The 15,497-nt window shown below is 56.3% G+C and carries 15 protein-coding genes; 11 read left to right on the top strand and 4 right to left on the bottom strand.

What is annotated here, in order from left to right; genetic code table 11:
* Entirely contained in the window at positions 1 to 1,740 is a 1,740-nt protein-coding gene (locus tag B5F12_RS01305) for an NFACT RNA binding domain-containing protein (protein ID WP_087229078.1), read from the top strand.
* Positions 1,741 to 2,383: 643 nt separating this feature from the next.
* Here the strand turns inward: B5F12_RS01305 and gltX are convergent.
* Complete coding sequence (gltX, locus tag B5F12_RS01300) at positions 2,384 to 3,892, bottom strand: glutamate--tRNA ligase (RefSeq protein ID WP_087229216.1); 1,509 nt, start codon at positions 3,890 to 3,892, stop codon at positions 2,384 to 2,386.
* Positions 3,893 to 4,098: 206 nt separating this feature from the next.
* Here gltX and B5F12_RS01295 point away from each other — a divergent pair, with 206 nt between their 5' ends.
* The 5 genes from B5F12_RS01295 (at position 4,099) to tuf (ending at position 8,945) form a co-directional block, all read left to right on the top strand.
* Positions 4,099 to 4,338: a ribosomal L7Ae/L30e/S12e/Gadd45 family protein gene (locus tag B5F12_RS01295; RefSeq protein WP_087229075.1), complete on the top strand. Its 240-nt coding sequence runs from the start codon at positions 4,099 to 4,101 to the stop codon at positions 4,336 to 4,338.
* A 69-nt stretch (positions 4,339 to 4,407) separates the two neighbouring features.
* Positions 4,408 to 4,842 carry a 30S ribosomal protein S12 gene (gene rpsL, locus B5F12_RS01290; RefSeq protein ID WP_087229072.1) on the top strand — a complete coding sequence of 145 codons (435 nt, stop codon included), beginning with the start codon at positions 4,408 to 4,410 and terminating at the stop codon, positions 4,840 to 4,842.
* A gap of 180 nt (positions 4,843 to 5,022) precedes the next feature.
* A complete protein-coding gene (gene rpsG, locus B5F12_RS01285) occupies positions 5,023 to 5,493 on the top strand; it encodes a 30S ribosomal protein S7 (protein ID WP_087229069.1) in 471 nt (156 codons plus the stop codon).
* An 18-nt stretch (positions 5,494 to 5,511) separates the two neighbouring features.
* The gene (fusA, locus tag B5F12_RS01280) at positions 5,512 to 7,620 is read left to right on the top strand and encodes an elongation factor G (protein WP_087229066.1); all 2,109 of its coding nucleotides are present in this window, start codon (positions 5,512 to 5,514) and stop codon (positions 7,618 to 7,620) included.
* Positions 7,621 to 7,739: 119 nt separating this feature from the next.
* Positions 7,740 to 8,945: an elongation factor Tu gene (gene tuf / locus B5F12_RS01275; RefSeq protein WP_087229063.1), complete on the top strand. Its 1,206-nt coding sequence runs from the start codon at positions 7,740 to 7,742 to the stop codon at positions 8,943 to 8,945.
* A gap of 172 nt (positions 8,946 to 9,117) precedes the next feature.
* Here tuf and B5F12_RS11635 read toward each other — a convergent pair whose 3' ends face one another.
* Positions 9,118 to 9,633 carry a hypothetical protein gene (locus B5F12_RS11635; protein ID WP_143482151.1) on the bottom strand — a complete coding sequence of 172 codons (516 nt, stop codon included), beginning with the start codon at positions 9,631 to 9,633 and terminating at the stop codon, positions 9,118 to 9,120.
* A gap of 32 nt (positions 9,634 to 9,665) precedes the next feature.
* Positions 9,666 to 10,121 carry a hypothetical protein gene (locus B5F12_RS11630; protein ID WP_143482297.1) on the bottom strand — a complete coding sequence of 152 codons (456 nt, stop codon included), beginning with the start codon at positions 10,119 to 10,121 and terminating at the stop codon, positions 9,666 to 9,668.
* 200 nt (positions 10,122 to 10,321) lie between these two features.
* Between B5F12_RS11630 and B5F12_RS01270 the strand changes: the two genes are divergently transcribed.
* Positions 10,322 to 11,134 carry a mechanosensitive ion channel family protein gene (locus B5F12_RS01270; protein WP_087229060.1) on the top strand — a complete coding sequence of 271 codons (813 nt, stop codon included), beginning with the start codon at positions 10,322 to 10,324 and terminating at the stop codon, positions 11,132 to 11,134.
* Positions 11,135 to 11,181: 47 nt separating this feature from the next.
* Here the strand turns inward: B5F12_RS01270 and B5F12_RS01265 are convergent, their stop codons facing one another.
* Positions 11,182 to 11,727, bottom strand: coding sequence for a DUF4830 domain-containing protein (locus B5F12_RS01265; protein WP_158096719.1), 546 nt, complete (start codon positions 11,725 to 11,727; stop codon positions 11,182 to 11,184).
* Positions 11,728 to 11,837: 110 nt separating this feature from the next.
* Between B5F12_RS01265 and B5F12_RS01260 the strand changes: the two genes are divergently transcribed.
* From B5F12_RS01260 to ftsX, 4 genes are all read left to right on the top strand, one after another.
* Positions 11,838 to 12,542 (top strand): 16S rRNA pseudouridine(516) synthase, encoded by a 705-nt coding sequence (locus tag B5F12_RS01260; protein ID WP_087229057.1) that lies wholly within the window; start codon positions 11,838 to 11,840, stop codon positions 12,540 to 12,542.
* Positions 12,543 to 12,678: 136 nt separating this feature from the next.
* Positions 12,679 to 13,770 carry a helix-turn-helix domain-containing protein gene (locus B5F12_RS01255; RefSeq protein WP_087229054.1) on the top strand — a complete coding sequence of 364 codons (1,092 nt, stop codon included), beginning with the start codon at positions 12,679 to 12,681 and terminating at the stop codon, positions 13,768 to 13,770.
* Positions 13,771 to 13,926: 156 nt separating this feature from the next.
* On the top strand, positions 13,927 to 14,607 hold the full coding sequence (gene ftsE, locus B5F12_RS01250; RefSeq protein ID WP_087229050.1) for a cell division ATP-binding protein FtsE: 681 nt from the start codon (positions 13,927 to 13,929) through the stop codon (positions 14,605 to 14,607).
* Entirely contained in the window at positions 14,604 to 15,494 is an 891-nt protein-coding gene (gene ftsX / locus B5F12_RS01245) for a permease-like cell division protein FtsX (protein WP_087229047.1), read from the top strand. Before ftsE ends, ftsX begins: the two co-directional genes overlap by 4 nt.
* The last annotated feature ends 3 nt before the right edge of the window (positions 15,495 to 15,497 follow it).

Genomic DNA, 15,497 nt, shown 5'->3' with positions numbered 1-15,497 from the left:
ATGCCCTTGGATGCAATTGTCATGACCGCCTTAGCCGGAGAGCTGCGGGAACGCATCACCGGCGGAAAGGTGGACAAGATCTATCAGCCCACCCGGGATGAGGTGGTGCTGCACATGCGCACCGGGCAGGGAAATGTGAAGCTGCTGCTGTCGGCAAACCCCGCCCACCCCAGAGCCCAGCTCACCACTGTGACCCGGGAGAACCCGGAGACGCCCCCCATGTTCTGTATGCTGCTGCGCAAGTATTTCTTGGGTGGCCGCATTCTGGAAATCAAACAGCCCCCCATGGAGCGGCTGCTGGAGTTCCGCTTTGAGACCCTCAGCGAGTTGGGGGACCGGGTGGAGCGGGCCCTGGTGCTGGAGTGCATCGGCCGCAAGTCCAACCTCATTATGCTGGACGGAGCGGGGCGCATCACCGACAGCATGCGCCGGGTGGACGGGGATATCTCCGCCCAGCGCCCGGTGATGCCCGGCCTCTTCTACCAGTACCCCGTGCCCACGGGCAAGCTGGACTTCACCGCCATGGGGGAGGAGGAGCTGGAGCAGCTGGTGTCCAGCCAGGCGCCCCAGGGAGAGGGGCAGGACAAGTGGCTGCTGGACACCTTCAGCGGCATTTCCCCCCTGGTGGCCCGGGAGTTGGCCTTCCGGGCCGACGAGACTTCCCGGGGCCTGGCCCGGGAGGTGCTGCGGCTGCGCTCCATCATCCTGGAGGGCAAGTATGAGCCGGTGGTGCTGAAAAAAGAGGGGAAGGAGATGGACTTCTCCTTCCTGCCCATTCTGCAATACGGCCCCGAAGTGGAATTGACCCGCTGTGAGACCTTCTCCCAGCTGCTGGACGACTACTACGCCGCCCGGGAGGCCCAGGAGCGGGTGAAACAGCGGGGGGCGGATTTCATCCGGTCGGTGACCCAGGCCCGCAACCGCACCGCCAAGAAGATCGCCAACCAGGAGGCAGACCTGCGGCGCGCGGGCAACCGGGAGCAGATGCGGGAGTACGGGGACATCATCACCACCAACTTCTATCAGATGCACCGGGGCCAGTCGGTGCTGGTGGCCCAGAACTACTATGACCCGGAGTGCAGAGAGGTGGAAATCCCCTTGGACCCCCTGCTCACCCCCCAGCAAAACGCCGCCAAGTACTATAAGGACTACAAAAAGGCCCAGAAGGCGGAGGAGATGCTGGCCATCCAGCTGGAGAAAAACCGCACCGAGCTGGAGTACCTGGACAGCGTGCTGCAAATGATCACCTTGTCCGAGGGGGACCGGGACTTGCAGGAGATCCGTCAGGAGCTCATGGACAACGGATATTTGCGCCAGCATAAGCGGAAGATGACCGCCAAGGGCAAGGTGAAGATCATCCACGCCAAGCCCATGGAGTTTCGTTCTTCCGCTGGCCTCACCATTTTGGTGGGCAAGAACAACAGCCAGAACGACCGCCTGACCTTGAAGGACTCGGACAAGCGGGATTTGTGGTTCCATGTGCAAAAGCTCCACGGCTCCCACGTGATTTTGAAGACCGGAGGGGTCCAGCCCGACGATCAGTCGGTGACCGAAGCGGCCATGCTGGCTGCCTGGTTCTCCCAGGCCAAGGACTCCGCCCAGGTGCCGGTGGATGTGACCCCTGTGAAAGCCATTAAGAAGCCTGCGGGGGCCAAGCCCGGTTTTGTCATCTACAACACCTATAACACGGTGTATGTCACACCCCAGGAGGATCTGGTGAAGAAACTGCGGGTGAAATGAGCAAAGGGGACAGCTTCCAATTCGGCGGCTGTCCCTCTTTTCTGTACTAGGCGCAGATTTGCTAGCGTGGCAAATACGCTCCGCTGGGCCCGATTTCTCCGCGATGAGAAATCGGGGAAAGAATCGCCTAGGGCGTTCCCCCTAGGTACCCCCTGAGGTCTCCTTGCATGGCGCTGGAGCATCCCCCACCGACGCTGAGGGAGGAAGGATTGTCTGGTTCTTCTTGCTCCGCTGCCGCTGATATATTCCCCGTATTGCCACGGCGATTCCTTGGGTATAGCGTCGGTGCATGGTGGAGACTTGCAGTTCCCACCCACCACCGGCCCTATCCTTCTGGGGCAGTTCCTTCCACTCTGGAAGATTGAGCGGTAGCGGATGTAGCGGCATAGAGGATCGGCTTACCCCTGGGCCGGTTGGGATTTATCCAGAGTCAAAGGACTACTGACCCAAGCAGGGTACCTAGGGGTGCAACCCCTAGGCGGCTTTTTCGTCTATTTTTGGCCGCTCAAAAATAGACCCCTAGCGGAGCGTCCCCGCCAGACTGGCAAGTCTGCATAAAGACATTGGAGAAGAGCAGATGATTGACCATAGAAAAACAGCGGAAGCAACCAAATGGCTGCTTCCGCCGTAGTTATAGAGGGAATCAGGCTTTCAGCTTCTGGACACCCAGCTCCATGCGGCGCAGGGTCTCCTCCTTGCCCAGGATGTAGCACAGCTCCACGGCGCCGCCGGGGGTGACGGTCTTGCCGGCGATGGAAATGCGCAGGGGCCACATGAGGGTGGCGTTTTTCACGCCCAAAGACTCGGCCAGCTGGATGAGGGTGTCGTGGATGCCCTCCTGAGTCCAGTTCTCCAGAGCGGAGAGGACGGGGACGGTCTTCTCCAGCATGTCCAGGGACACCTCAGAGTTGGTCTTGGACTTCTTGTTGGTGAACAGCTCCACGCCGTACTCGGGGAGCACATCGAAGAAGTCCACCTTCTCGGGGATGTCGGTGAGGCGCTCGCACCGGGCCTGGAGCAGGGAGGCGATGACGTCGGCGTCATAGGCCTCGTTGGTGACGGCCTGGCGGATGTAAGGCCGGGCCACCTCAGCAAAGGCCTCAGGGGTCATGGAGCGCAGGTAGGTGGCGTTGAAGTAGTTGAGCTTCTCCATGTCGAAGGCGGAGGGGGACTTGGAGATGCCGGAGATTTCAAACGCCTTCACCAGCTCGTCCAGAGTGAAGAACTCCTGCTCGCTGAGCTCACCGTGGGGGGCCCAACCCAGCAGGGAGACGTAGTTCACCACAGCCTGGGACAGATAGCCCATCTGGATGAGGTCCTCGTAGGAGGGGTCGCCCTTGCGCTTGGACATCTTGCGCACGGCCCCGGTCTCGGGGTCGGTGATCATGACAGAGGAGCAGTGGACGTAGGTGGGGATGGCCCAGCCGAAGGCCTCGTACAGCAGGTTGTACTTGGGGGCAGAGGAGAGGTACTCGGCGCCGCGTACCACGTGGGTGATGCCCATGAGGTGGTCGTCCACCACGTTGGCGAAGTTATAGGTGGGCAGACCGTCCCGTTTCAGCAGCACCTGGTCGTCCAGGGTGTCGTTGTCCACAGTGATGGCGCCGTACACGGCGTCCATAAAGGTGGTCTGGCCCTCGTGGGGGATGCGCTGGCGGATGACATAGGGGTCACCATTGGCCAGACGAGCGGCCACTTCCTCGGGGTCGAGGTTGCGGCAGGGGTCCTCTTCCTTCTGGAAGTTGCCCTCTTCCTCCTCGGTCTCCTCGTGCTTATCGCAGAAGCAGTAGTAGGCGTGACCGCGCTCCACCAGCAGCTTGGCGTACTCGGCGTAGAAGGAGCGGCGCTCGGTCTGGATGTAGGGGCCCACGGGGCCGCCCACGTCGGGACCTTCGTCCCAGGTCAGGCCGCAGGAGCGCATGGTATTATAAATGATTTCGGTGGCGTCCTCCACCAGACGGCCCTGGTCGGTGTCCTCAATGCGGAGGATGAACTTGCCGCCGGCGTGGCGGGCGATGAGGTAGGTGTACAGGGCGGTGCGGAGATTGCCCACGTGCATGTAGCCCGTGGGAGAGGGGGCGAAGCGGGTGCGCACCCCGTCGTGGGGGATGCGGGCTTCCATATCGTCAAACCATTGCTGATTGAGAGCCATGTCAATCAAAACCTCCAGTTTACAGTGTGCCCCCATTATAGCCTCCAGGGGACGGTTTGGCAAGAGGCAGACAGATTGCACAAGGAAATGGCGGGAAAAAGAGTAAAAAATAGATAGGTGAATCTGGGCGTTTTTCCTTGACGAGAGGACGATTTTGTGCTACAATCCCAAATTGTGCTGATATGCCAAAAAGGAGGTCTGCTTGGATGCTGACCAAACTGGAACAAGCCGGCAAGGTTGTGGGCGTCAAGCAGGTTCGCCGGGCCCTGAAAGATGGGCGGGCGACGGGAATCTATCTGGCACGAAATGCCGATCCCGCCCTCACCGAGCCACTGGCTCAACAGGCCCAGGAGCAAGGGGTGGAGGTCCACTGGACGGACACCATGAAGGCTCTGGGACATGCCTGCGGCATCGCCGTGGGAGCCGCTGTAGCGGCAACTGTATAATTTTTTGATTTTAGCGAATAATCTACGGAGAGTTCGTTAAAATATATATTCATTGAAAGGAGGAAAATCATGCCTACTTTTAACCAATTGGTGCGCAAGGGCCGTGAGAAGACTACCTACAAGTCCAACTCTCCCGCCATGCAGCATGGTCTGAACACCCTGAAGAACAAGGAGACTGACCTGCCCTCCCCTCAGAAGCGCGGCGTCTGCACTGCCGTTCGTACTTCCACTCCTAAGAAGCCGAACTCCGCTCTGCGTAAGATCGCTCGTGTGCGTCTGACCAACGGCTACGAGGTGACCGCCTACATCCCCGGTGTTGGCCACAACCTGCAGGAGCACTCCGTGGTGCTGATCCGCGGCGGCCGTGTTAAGGACCTCCCCGGCGTGCGTTACCACATCATCCGTGGCACTCTGGATACCCAGGGCGTCAATGGCCGTATGCAGGCCCGTTCCAAGTACGGTGCCAAGCGTCCCAAGGCCGGCAAGGGCGGCGCTAAGAAGTAATTCTTACCCCACCTGTGCATCTAACTTGCTTACTGCGCTGACTGCGCAAGGCAAACTGCGCCTTGCCGAGCGTTTATTCCATATATATGTGGGTAGACCTCGGACAGGCATGACACAAGCCCCGGCCATCGGGGCCTGAGTACCTATGAATTCTATTTTATTAAGAAGGAGGGAAGCAAAGTGCCCAGAAGAGGAAACGTACCCAAGCGGGAGGTTCTGCCCGATCCGCTGTATAATTCCGTCTTAGTCACTAAGCTCGTTAACAGCATCATGCTGGACGGCAAGAAGGGTGTTGCCCAGAAGGTCGTCTACGGTGCCTTTGACATCATCAAAGAGAAGACCGGCCAGGAGCCCCTGGAGGTGTTCAACGCTGCCATCGAGAACATCATGCCTTCTCTGGAGACCAAGTCCCGTCGTGTGGGCGGCTCCACCTATCAGGTGCCCATGGAAGTGCGTCCCGAGCGCCGTCAGACCCTGGGTCTGCGCTGGCTGACCACTTACTCCCGCAACCGCGGTGAGAAGACCATGAAGGAGCGTCTGGCTGGCGAGATCATGGACGCCGCCAACAACACCGGCTCCGCCGTGAAGAAGCGTGAGGACACTCACAAGATGGCTGAGGCCAACAAGGCCTTCGCTCACTACCGCTGGTAATCCGGGAGGAACAGAGATATGGCTACTAGAAAGACTTCTCTGCAGAATACCCGTAATATCGGTATCATGGCTCACATCGATGCCGGTAAGACCACTACGACCGAGCGTATCCTGTACTACACCGGCGTGAACTACAAGATCGGTGAGACCCATGATGGTACCGCCACCATGGACTGGATGGCTCAGGAGCAGGAGCGTGGTATCACCATCACCTCCGCTGCTACCACCTGTTTCTGGAGCGGTTCTGCTCAGCAGTTCCCCCAGACTCGTATCAACATCATCGACACCCCGGGCCACGTGGACTTCACCGTTGAGGTGGAGCGCTCCCTGCGCGTGCTGGACGGCTCTGTCACCGTCATGTGCGCCAAGGGCGGCGTGGAGCCCCAGTCTGAGACTGTGTGGCGTCAGGCCGACCACTACCGGGTGCCTCGCATGATCTACGTCAACAAGATGGACATCATGGGCGCCGACTTCTACAACGTGCTGCACATGATCCACGATCGTCTCAAGTGCAACGCTGTGCCCATTCAGCTGCCCATCGGCGCCGAGGATACCTTCCGCGGCATCATCGACCTGGTGGAGATGAAGGCCGACGTGTACTATGATGATCTGGGCAAGGATATGCGCGTGGAGGAGATCCCCGCCGACATGATGGAGCTGGCCCAGGAGTACCGGACCAAGCTCATCGACGCCTGCGCCGACATCGACGACGAGATCATGATGCTGGCTCTGGAGGAGGAAGAGATCCCCACCGATATGATCCGCAAGGCTCTGCGCAAGGGTACCATCGACAACCTGCTGGTGCCCGTGGTGTGCGGTACTTCTTACCGCAACAAGGGCGTGCAGAAGCTGCTGGACGCTATCGTGGACTTCATGCCCTCCCCCCTGGACATCCCCGCCATCAAGGGCGTGGATCCCGAGACCGAGGAAGAGGACGAGCGTCCCGCCGACGACAACGCCCCCTTCTCCGCTCTGGCCTTTAAGATCATGACCGACCCCTATGTGGGCCGTCTGTCCTTCATCCGTGTCTACTCTGGTAAGCTGACCACCGGTTCCACCGTGCTCAACTCCACCAAGAAGCAGAAGGAGCGCATTGGCCGCATCCTCCAGATGCACGCCAACCACCGTGAGGACATCGAGGAGGTCTTCTCCGGCGATATCGCCGCCGTTGTGGGTCTGAAGAACACCACCACCGGCGATACCCTGTGTGTGGACGACCACCCCATCATCCTGGAGTCCATGGAGTTCCCCGAGCCCGTTATCCGCGTGGCCATCGAGCCCAAGACCAAGGCCGGTCAGGAGAAGATGGGCATCGCTCTGGCCAAGCTGGCTGAGGAGGACCCCACCTTCAAGACCTACACCGACGAGGAGACTGGTCAGACCATCATCGCCGGCATGGGCGAGCTCCACCTGGAGATCATCGTGGACCGTCTGCTGCGTGAGTACAAGGTGGAGGCCAACGTGGGCGCTCCCCAGGTCGCCTACAAGGAGACCATCAAGAAGAGCGTGGAGCAGGACACCAAGTATGCCCGTCAGTCCGGCGGTAAGGGCCAGTACGGCCACGTCCGCATCACTGTGGAGCCCAACGAGCCTGGCAAGGGCTATGAGTTCCTCAATGAGATCACCGGCGGTGTCATTCCCAAGGAGTATATCCCCGCTGTTGACGCTGGTATCCAGGGTGCCATGCAGGCCGGTGTTCTGGCCGGCTACCCCGTGGTGGACGTGAAGGTCCACCTGACCTTCGGTTCTTACCACGAAGTGGACTCCTCCGAGATGGCCTTTAAGATTGCCGGTTCCATGGCCTTTAAGGAGGCCTGCCGCAAGGCTGGCGCCTGCCTGCTGGAGCCCATCATGAAGGTTTCCGTCATCGTGCCCGAGGACTACATGGGCGACGTCATTGGTGACCTGAACAGCCGCCGTGGCCAGATTCTGGGCATGGAAGCTCGTCCCGGTGCCCAGCAGATCGATGCTCTGGTGCCTCTGAGTGAGATGTTTGGCTACGCCACCGACCTGCGTTCCCGCACTCAGGGCCGTGGCCAGTACTCCATGGAGCCCCACAGCTATCTGGAGATCCCCAAGAACATCGCTGAGAAGATCATTGCCCAGCGTGGTCGTAAGGACGACTAAAAATCTTAATAGCTGGGAAAAAATCTGTTGATTTTTTCCCAGCGATAGGATAAAATAGGCCCATCATGGGTCTGGATGAATGAATCCAATTTTATTGAAGTATAAGGAGGAAACTCAAAATGGCTAAGCAAAAGTTTGAGCGTACTAAGCCCCACGTCAACATCGGCACCATCGGCCACGTTGACCACGGCAAGACCACCCTGACCGCTGCCATCACCAAGTACCTGGCTCTGAAGGGTCAGGCTCAGTACGAGGACTATTCCAGCATCGACAAGGCTCCCGAGGAGCGTGAGCGTGGTATCACCATCAACACCGCCCACGTGGAGTACGAGACCGACGCTCGTCACTATGCCCACGTTGACTGCCCGGGCCACGCCGACTATATCAAGAACATGATCACCGGCGCTGCTCAGATGGACGGCGCTATCCTGGTTATCGCTGCTACCGACGGCCCCATGGCTCAGACCCGTGAGCACATCCTGCTGGCCCGTCAGGTGGGCGTGCCCGCCATGGTCGTGTTCCTGAACAAGTGCGACCAGGTTGACGACGAGGAGCTGCTGGAGCTGGTGGAGATGGAGGTCCGCGAGACCCTGTCCGAGTACGAGTTCCCCGGCGACGAGATCCCCGTCATCAAGGGTTCCGCTCTGAACGCTCTGACCTGCGAGTCCGGCGACATCAACGATCCCGACTTCGCCTGCATCAAGGAGCTGATGGACGCTGTTGACAGCTACATCCCCACTCCCGACCGTAAGGCTGACCTGCCCTTCCTGATGCCCGTTGAGGACGTGTTCACCATCACCGGCCGTGGCACCGTTGCTACCGGTCGTGTGGAGCGTGGCCAGGTCAAGATGGGCGACAAGGTGGAGATCGTTGGTCTGTCCGAGGAGAAGAAGGACACCACCATCACCGGCATCGAGATGTTCCGCAAGCTGCTGGACTACGCTGAGGCTGGCGACAACATCGGCGCTCTGCTGCGTGGTATCGACAAGAAGGAGGTCGAGCGTGGCCAGGTTCTGTGTGCTCCCGGCTCCATTCACCCCCACACCAAGTTCGTTGGCCAGGTGTACGTCCTGTCCAAGGAGGAAGGCGGCCGTCACACCCCCTTCTTCAACAACTATCGTCCTCAGTTCTACTTCCGTACCACCGACGTGACCGGCGTCATCACTCTGCCCGAGGGCACTGAGATGTGCATGCCCGGCGATAACGTCGACATGAACGTTGAGCTGATCACCCCCATCGCCATCGAGAAGGGCCTGCGCTTCGCTATCCGTGAGGGCGGCCGTACCGTTGGCTCCGGTGTTGTTATCGACGTCATCAACGACTAATTTTTAGTTGTTCCCAAAAGAGCGGCCTTCGGGCCGCTCTTTTATTTTACACAGCAAAAATAATTTAAAAACAAAAAGTGAAATACGAAAAATACCGAGAACTGACAGTTCTCGGTATTTTAAACTTTCCATTTTGAAACATGATTGCAACAACACGGGTGAAAAGAGAACATCAATCTGAGGAAGAATCCGGGTCAGGTGTTGCTAGACCATTCTTGGTAGATTCAGGAACCTGTATCACTAGGTCGCTTTCATCCGATAGATATTTTTGAGAACTACTTTTGGACAAATCATAACTTTGCATGGACTGTATAAAGTCGGTGCTGCTTTGATCACCACCGGAAGGGAACAGATGTTCTGCGATTTTACTAGGAAGTATAATGATAACACTTAGTATGCTAGCCAGACCTGTGAGAGCAGCACCTAGATCGGCCAAAGAAATATTTTCTTTTTTGGAAACATTTAAAATTGTCTGCCCTCCAAAATAAATTGTGATAACATAGGTACTACATACAATCAAAAAAAAGAAAATTTTAAGAATAAGTTGAGATATATCCGTACGGCGCTGATTATTTACATAATGTTGGAGCAGTTTGACATATTCTCGATCACGGTTTAGGTGATTACGAGAATACTCTAAATTTTTGGTATCTATCAAACTTCTTGTATCCTTTTTTTTAACAGTCATAGTAAATCATCATCTTTCGTATAGAGATAGAATCAGCTGTCATATGTGTCCATGTTGGGGTTGGACATTGCGTTTACAATACTAGCAACTTCTACACGAGACATACCTTTGCGCTTGATAACAACTTCACTTCCAGCCAGTTGAGCAGGTGTTTCAGCGGTAAATCGTGTGATATCACGTAGAGTTTTCCCAGACTGTCGCCCAACATAAAGCTCAGCGTTATGTTGAAAGACGATATAGCGAGGCTTTTTATTTTGGCTAGAGGTAGAAACGATTTTAAAGCCTGGTGTTGTGGAGGAAGTACGGATGGTTGGGGAGGAATGGGATACAGATACCTCTGCGTTTCTTAGAGAAGTAGTGGGCCTAAAATCTGAAGTAATAAAAGAATGTCTTTTGTGCTGATTACGTTTTGGGTTGTTTTGATGATAGCTTTTTTTTCCTAATCTCATATATATTCTCATCTCCTTTGTATAGATGGTAATAAACATTTCTATGCACCTCCAGTTTACCATATTGGAAGATTTACTTCAATCAAGAACCTGAATTTTGTATACACTCCTTAGAAAATCTTTCTCTAGAAATTCAAAAAGTGAAAGAAAGGGTAGGATTAGTTTGGTGTATTTTTCATTGAGGATACCCTTTGTCTATGGTAATATGATTATATAATAAATAGAAACGAGGGTTGCTTATGCCATGGAACAATCTCACGGAATTGCTGAGCCAGTTGGTGGACTTTGCCGTGGGGAAGATTCTGATCATCGTGCCGGTGGTTGTGGTCAGTTTGATCGTCATCAAGATCATCATGAAATTGGTGGACCGGATGCTGGGCCGTCTTCCCACAGATGAGACCATCAAGACCCTGGTCCGCACTTCCATCAAGATCCTGCTGCTGGCGGTGGCGGCCATTGTCCTCATGAGCTGTCTGGAGATTCCGGTCACCTCCTTTGTGGCCCTGCTCTCTGTGGCAGGCTTGGCCCTGTCCCTGTCCATCCAGAACTTCCTGTCCAACGTGTTTGCCGGCCTCCAGCTGTTGGCATCCAAGCCCTTCAAGGTGGGGGACTACGTGGACGCGGGCAATTGCTCCGGCACCGTGTATGAGATTGGCCTGTTCTATACCAAGCTCACCAGCGTGGACAACAAGCTCATCCAGTTGCCCAACAGCACCATTGTGGGTTCCAATGTGGTCAACTACTCCAGCCAGACCCACCGCCGGGTGGAGATCAAAGTCACCGCCTCCTATGATGCACCCACCGAACAGGTGAAACAGGTGTTGTCCAAAGTGGTGGAGGACAACCCCCTGGTGGACCGGGAAAAGCCCATCATGGTTCGGGTGAACAATTACCAGGATAGCGCCATTGAGTATATCATCCGGGTCTGGTGCGCCAATGAGGACTATTGGACGGTGCACTATGATTTGATGGAGGCCATCAAGCCCGCCTTTGATGCCAACAACATTGAGATGACCTATCCACACCTGAACGTGCACATGATGAAAAACTGAAGGAAACAGCAAAATGGGTCTGTGGAACACCACAGGCCCATTTTCGTCTAGATGGTGGCGGAGGCAGCAGGAGAGGGAGCAGCAGAAGGCGCTGGGGACGGCGTGGCAGACGGGGCTGCCGATGCGGCGGGGAAGTCCAAGGTGCTGACAAAGCTGCCATCAGCGGCCTGGATGTGTCCCCCAATCAAGGTCCCGTCACACACCAATAGCACTGCCTGCACATCCGACCGCCCGGTGGGATGGTTGGAGATCGGATAGACGTACCGCTGGACCCGCTGGCCGCAGTAGTTCTCCAGGTCAAAGCCCTGCTGACGCAGCAAGGTCTGATAGGAGTCATAACTCTCATCCAGAGTGTCCGGGATGAGCAGTTCTTGGGTGGAAACCGCTTGGTCTCCCACCGTCCAGCCCCGTTGCTGGAGATAGGTGACCCGGGCCGAGTTGTCTTCCATCCCCGACACAGAGGCTGAGGTGGGCACTGCTCCCCCATTGAGACTCAGAACCAGTGCCACCACCAGCACCAGACAGCAGCACAGAACACTGACGCCCCCCGCCATCAGTCGGCGCCGGGGAATGCGAGCCGTGACAATGAGCATGTTGATTCCTCCCGTCTTCATGGACTCATACACAGGATGGATATGTATTTTCCCGGGAAAATATGATACAATTTCTACAACCATACCACACAAGGAAAAGGAGAAGGGATATGGAGCGATTGGACAAGCGGCTGGCATCCACAGGACGGTGGAGCCGGAAGGAGGCAAGGGAGCTCATTCGGGCGGGCCGGGTGCAGGTGCAGGGCCAGGTGTGCCGCAGCATTGACCAGAAGGTGGAAGAGGACGCCCTGGTGGCGGTGGACGGCGCTTCCATTGGAGCGGCGGGGCCGGTGTATCTGATGCTGCATAAGCCTGCCGGGGTGGTGTCCGCCACAGAGGACCGGGAGGAGAAGACCGTGCTGGACTTGCTCCCAGACCCCTATCCCGCCATGGGGCTGTTTCCAGTGGGGCGGCTGGACAAGGACACGGAGGGGCTGCTGCTTCTCACCAACGACGGACCGCTGGCCCATCGTCTGCTCGCTCCCAAGCGCCATGTGGACAAGGTATATTACGTGGAAGTGGACGGAATTCTGGACCAACAGGACGTGGAGGCGGTGTCCCAGGGCATTGTATTGCGGGATGGATACCAGTGCCTACCGGGAAAACTGGAACTTCTAGAAGGGAATACTTCGGCTTATATCACTATCCGAGAGGGAAAATATCACCAAATTAAGCGGATGATGGCAGCCCGTGGGAAACCGGTATCTTATCTAAAACGCATAAGGTTTGGGCCCCTCCAGCTGGACCCCCAACTGGATAAAGGTGGTTGGAGAGCACTAACCCAGGAGGAATTGCAAGAGCTTTTCCGTCAATGAGACGAAAGTTATGGCAATATCACCAAAAAAATTAAAAAAAACTATTGAAGTCGGCGGGACAAACCGATATAATATCATTTGTGAAAATAAACAAGGCAGTGGGAAGCGTCAAACTGCCAGGAAAGGGGATTGCGCAATGTCCAGCCGCATTTTCCAGAGCATCGTTCTCCAGATGAAGGATTGCTCCGACCGAGCCATCGGAGTCATCGACGAGCAGGGCACCGTACTGGCATGTAACGAATTGGCTTACATTGGTGAGAAGTGGGGGAATGTACCCGCACTGTTGGCTGCCGAAGGGGACAACATGGTGGTGAGCAACGGCTTCACCTTTAAGGCCATGTCCGGTTGGAATGGTCAGTTTGACTATGCCGCCTTTGTCCGGGGTGAAGATGAGCAGGCTGCCACCATGTGCGCCATGGCCACCATCGCGCTCAACGGTGCCAAGACCTATTATGAGGAGAAGCACGACAAGGCTACCTTTGTCAAGAACATCCTGTCCGACAACATCCTCCTGGGCGACATCTATGTCCGGGCCAAGGAGCTGCACTTCGTCTCCGAGGTGCCCCGGGTGGTCCTGCTGGTGCGCCAGCTGGGTGTGCCCGACGTGTCCGCCGTGGATGTGATGACCAACCTGTACCCCGACCGTCAGACCGACTTCGTCCTCTCCCTCAGCGAGACCGACGTGGCCCTGGTCAAGCAGCTCAGCGAGCACACCGACGCCCGGGACGTGTACAAGATCGCCCAGAACATCCAGGAGACCCTGCTGCGGGAGCTGGGAATCAAGACCGTTGTGGGCATGGGCACCGTGGTGGGCCATGTCCGGGATCTGGCCCGGTCCTATAAGGAGGCCCAGGTGGCCATCGAGGTGGGCAAGGTGTTTGACACCGAGCGCTCCATCATCAACTATGAGAACCTGGGCATCGGCCGTCTGATCTATCAGCTGCCCACCACTCTGTGTGAGATGTTCCTGCAAGAGGTCTTTAAGAAGAACCCCATTGATGCCCTGGACCAGGAGACCCTGTTCACCATCAACAAGTTCTTCGAGAACAACCTCAACGTCTCTGAGACCGCCCGGAAGCTGTTTGTCCACCGCAACACCTTGGTCTATCGACTGGAAAAGATCAAAAAGCTCACCGGCCTGGACCTGAGAGAGTTTGACGACGCCATCACCTTCAAGGTGGCCCTGATGGTCAAAAAGTATCTGGTTTCCCGGGGAATTGAGTCCTAATTTGTCACCTGTTCAAAGAGCACCTGGTTCCAGGTGCTCTTTTCCTATTTACATATATGGGCATAAATTGTTGACACAGGTCAAAGGGCAGTATATAATGAAAAAAGATATGTGTAACAAATGGTTACAAATAGTTACTACGGAGAGGTCAATTCCATGATACGAATGGTGGACGTTTATAAAGAATATGACAACGGCACAAAAGCCATAAAAGGACTGAATTTACGGATAGATGACGGAGAATTCGCTTTTCTGGTGGGGCCTTCCGGCTCAGGTAAATCCACCATCATCAAGCTTTTGACGGCGGAAGAATTTGCCACCAAGGGACGCGTGATGGTAAATGGTTACAACCTCAGCACCATCAAGCGCCGCCAGATTCCCAAGATGCGCCGCACCCTGGGTGTCATCTTCCAGGACTTCCGACTCATCGACAAAAAGACGGTGTGGGGCAATCTGGAATTTACCATGCGCATCATCGGCGCCACCAACCGGGAGATGAGAAAGCGCATTCCTTACGTACTGGACCTGGTGGGCTTGAGCGACAAGGCAAAAGCCTACCCCAACGAGATGAGCGGCGGCGAGCAGCAGCGTGTGGCCATTGCCCGAGCACTGGTGAACAATCCCCAGATGATCATCGCCGACGAGCCCACCGGAAACCTGGACCCCCAGCGCTCCCTGGAAATCATGACTCTGCTGGAGCGCATCAACTCCATGGGCACCACCATGCTGGTGGTCACCCACGAGCGAGGCCTTGTCAATCATTTCTCCAAGCGTGTGGTGGCCATCCAAAACGGAGAACTCATCAGCGATGAAGAGGGAGGCTACTACAAACTATGAGAAAACGGCGAACCAACCTTGGATATTTTATCAGCGAGGGATTTCACAGCATCTTCTCCCACGGGCTGATGTCCTTTGCCGCTGTGTGCATGATTGTGGCTTGCCTCATTATCATGGGCTCCTTTAGTTTGCTGGCCCTGAACGCCGACCAGGTGATGAGCCAGCTGGAGAGTGAAAACGTCTTTTACGCCTACATCGACGAGAACTATACCGATGAACAGATTACCGAGCTGGAGGCCAAGGTCAAACAGATCGACAACGTGGCCTCGGTGGAGTTTGTCAGCCGGGAACAGGCCAAGGAGGAATACCTGGGAGGCCGCACCGAGGAGATGTTTGTGAACATGCCCGACGAGGTGTTCCGGGACCGCTTGGTCATCCACGTCTATGATCTGGAGAAGTTCTCCCAGACGGTGGATGAGGTGTCCGCCCTGGAAGGGGTGGCAGATCACCGGGCGGAGCAGGATTTGACCGACGCATTTATCACCGTGCGAAATGTGGCCACCGCTGTGGCGGGCATTCTGATCGGCATTTTGGCGGCCATCTCCCTGTTTATCATTGCCAATACGGTACGCCTGGCGGCCTTTGCCCGCCGGGAGGAGATCGCCATCATGAAGATGTGCGGTGCCAGCGACAGTTTCATCCGCTGGCCCTTCGTCATTGAAGGTATGCTGTTGGGCCTGTTTGGCGCCCTGTTGGCCTTCTTTGCCCAGTGGGGCATTTACGCCGGGGTGTACAAAGCGGTGATGACCAGCAGTGCCGCCACTATTGTGATTCCGGTGACCTTCGGGGCGGTTTGGTATTGGGTGCTGGGGGTCTTTGCCCTGGCAGGTGTCCTCATTGGTGTGTGCGGCTCTGGCCTGGCCATCCGCCGTTTCCTGCGTGTGTAAAAG

The sequence above is a fragment of the Pseudoflavonifractor sp. An176 genome, assembly GCF_002160435.1.
GTDB lineage: Bacteria > Bacillota > Clostridia > Oscillospirales > Oscillospiraceae > Enterenecus > Enterenecus faecium.
This window is presented reverse-complemented; position numbering and strand designations above follow the sequence as displayed.

Bases quoted from the DNA above. Each gene is read 5' to 3' on its own strand.
- B5F12_RS11635 (WP_143482151.1), bottom strand. From the start codon at position 9,633: ATGACTGTTAAAAAAAAGGATACAAGAAGTTTGATAGATACCAAAAAT.
- fusA (WP_087229066.1), top strand. From the start codon at position 5,512: ATGGCTACTAGAAAGACTTCTCTGCAGAATACCCGTAATATCGGTATC.
- B5F12_RS01260 (WP_087229057.1), top strand. From the start codon at position 11,838: ATGGAGCGATTGGACAAGCGGCTGGCATCCACAGGACGGTGGAGCCGG.
- B5F12_RS01295 (WP_087229075.1), top strand. From the start codon at position 4,099: ATGCTGACCAAACTGGAACAAGCCGGCAAGGTTGTGGGCGTCAAGCAG.
- tuf (WP_087229063.1), top strand. From the start codon at position 7,740: ATGGCTAAGCAAAAGTTTGAGCGTACTAAGCCCCACGTCAACATCGGC.
- B5F12_RS01265 (WP_158096719.1), bottom strand. From the start codon at position 11,727: ATGCTCATTGTCACGGCTCGCATTCCCCGGCGCCGACTGATGGCGGGG.
- B5F12_RS01255 (WP_087229054.1), top strand. From the start codon at position 12,679: ATGTCCAGCCGCATTTTCCAGAGCATCGTTCTCCAGATGAAGGATTGC.
- gltX (WP_087229216.1), bottom strand. From the start codon at position 3,892: ATGGCTCTCAATCAGCAATGGTTTGACGATATGGAAGCCCGCATCCCC.
- B5F12_RS01270 (WP_087229060.1), top strand. From the start codon at position 10,322: ATGCCATGGAACAATCTCACGGAATTGCTGAGCCAGTTGGTGGACTTT.
- B5F12_RS11630 (WP_143482297.1), bottom strand. From the start codon at position 10,121: ATGTTTATTACCATCTATACAAAGGAGATGAGAATATATATGAGATTA.
- rpsL (WP_087229072.1), top strand. From the start codon at position 4,408: ATGCCTACTTTTAACCAATTGGTGCGCAAGGGCCGTGAGAAGACTACC.
- B5F12_RS01305 (WP_087229078.1), top strand. From the start codon at position 1: ATGCCCTTGGATGCAATTGTCATGACCGCCTTAGCCGGAGAGCTGCGG.
- ftsX (WP_087229047.1), top strand. From the start codon at position 14,604: ATGAGAAAACGGCGAACCAACCTTGGATATTTTATCAGCGAGGGATTT.
- ftsE (WP_087229050.1), top strand. From the start codon at position 13,927: ATGATACGAATGGTGGACGTTTATAAAGAATATGACAACGGCACAAAA.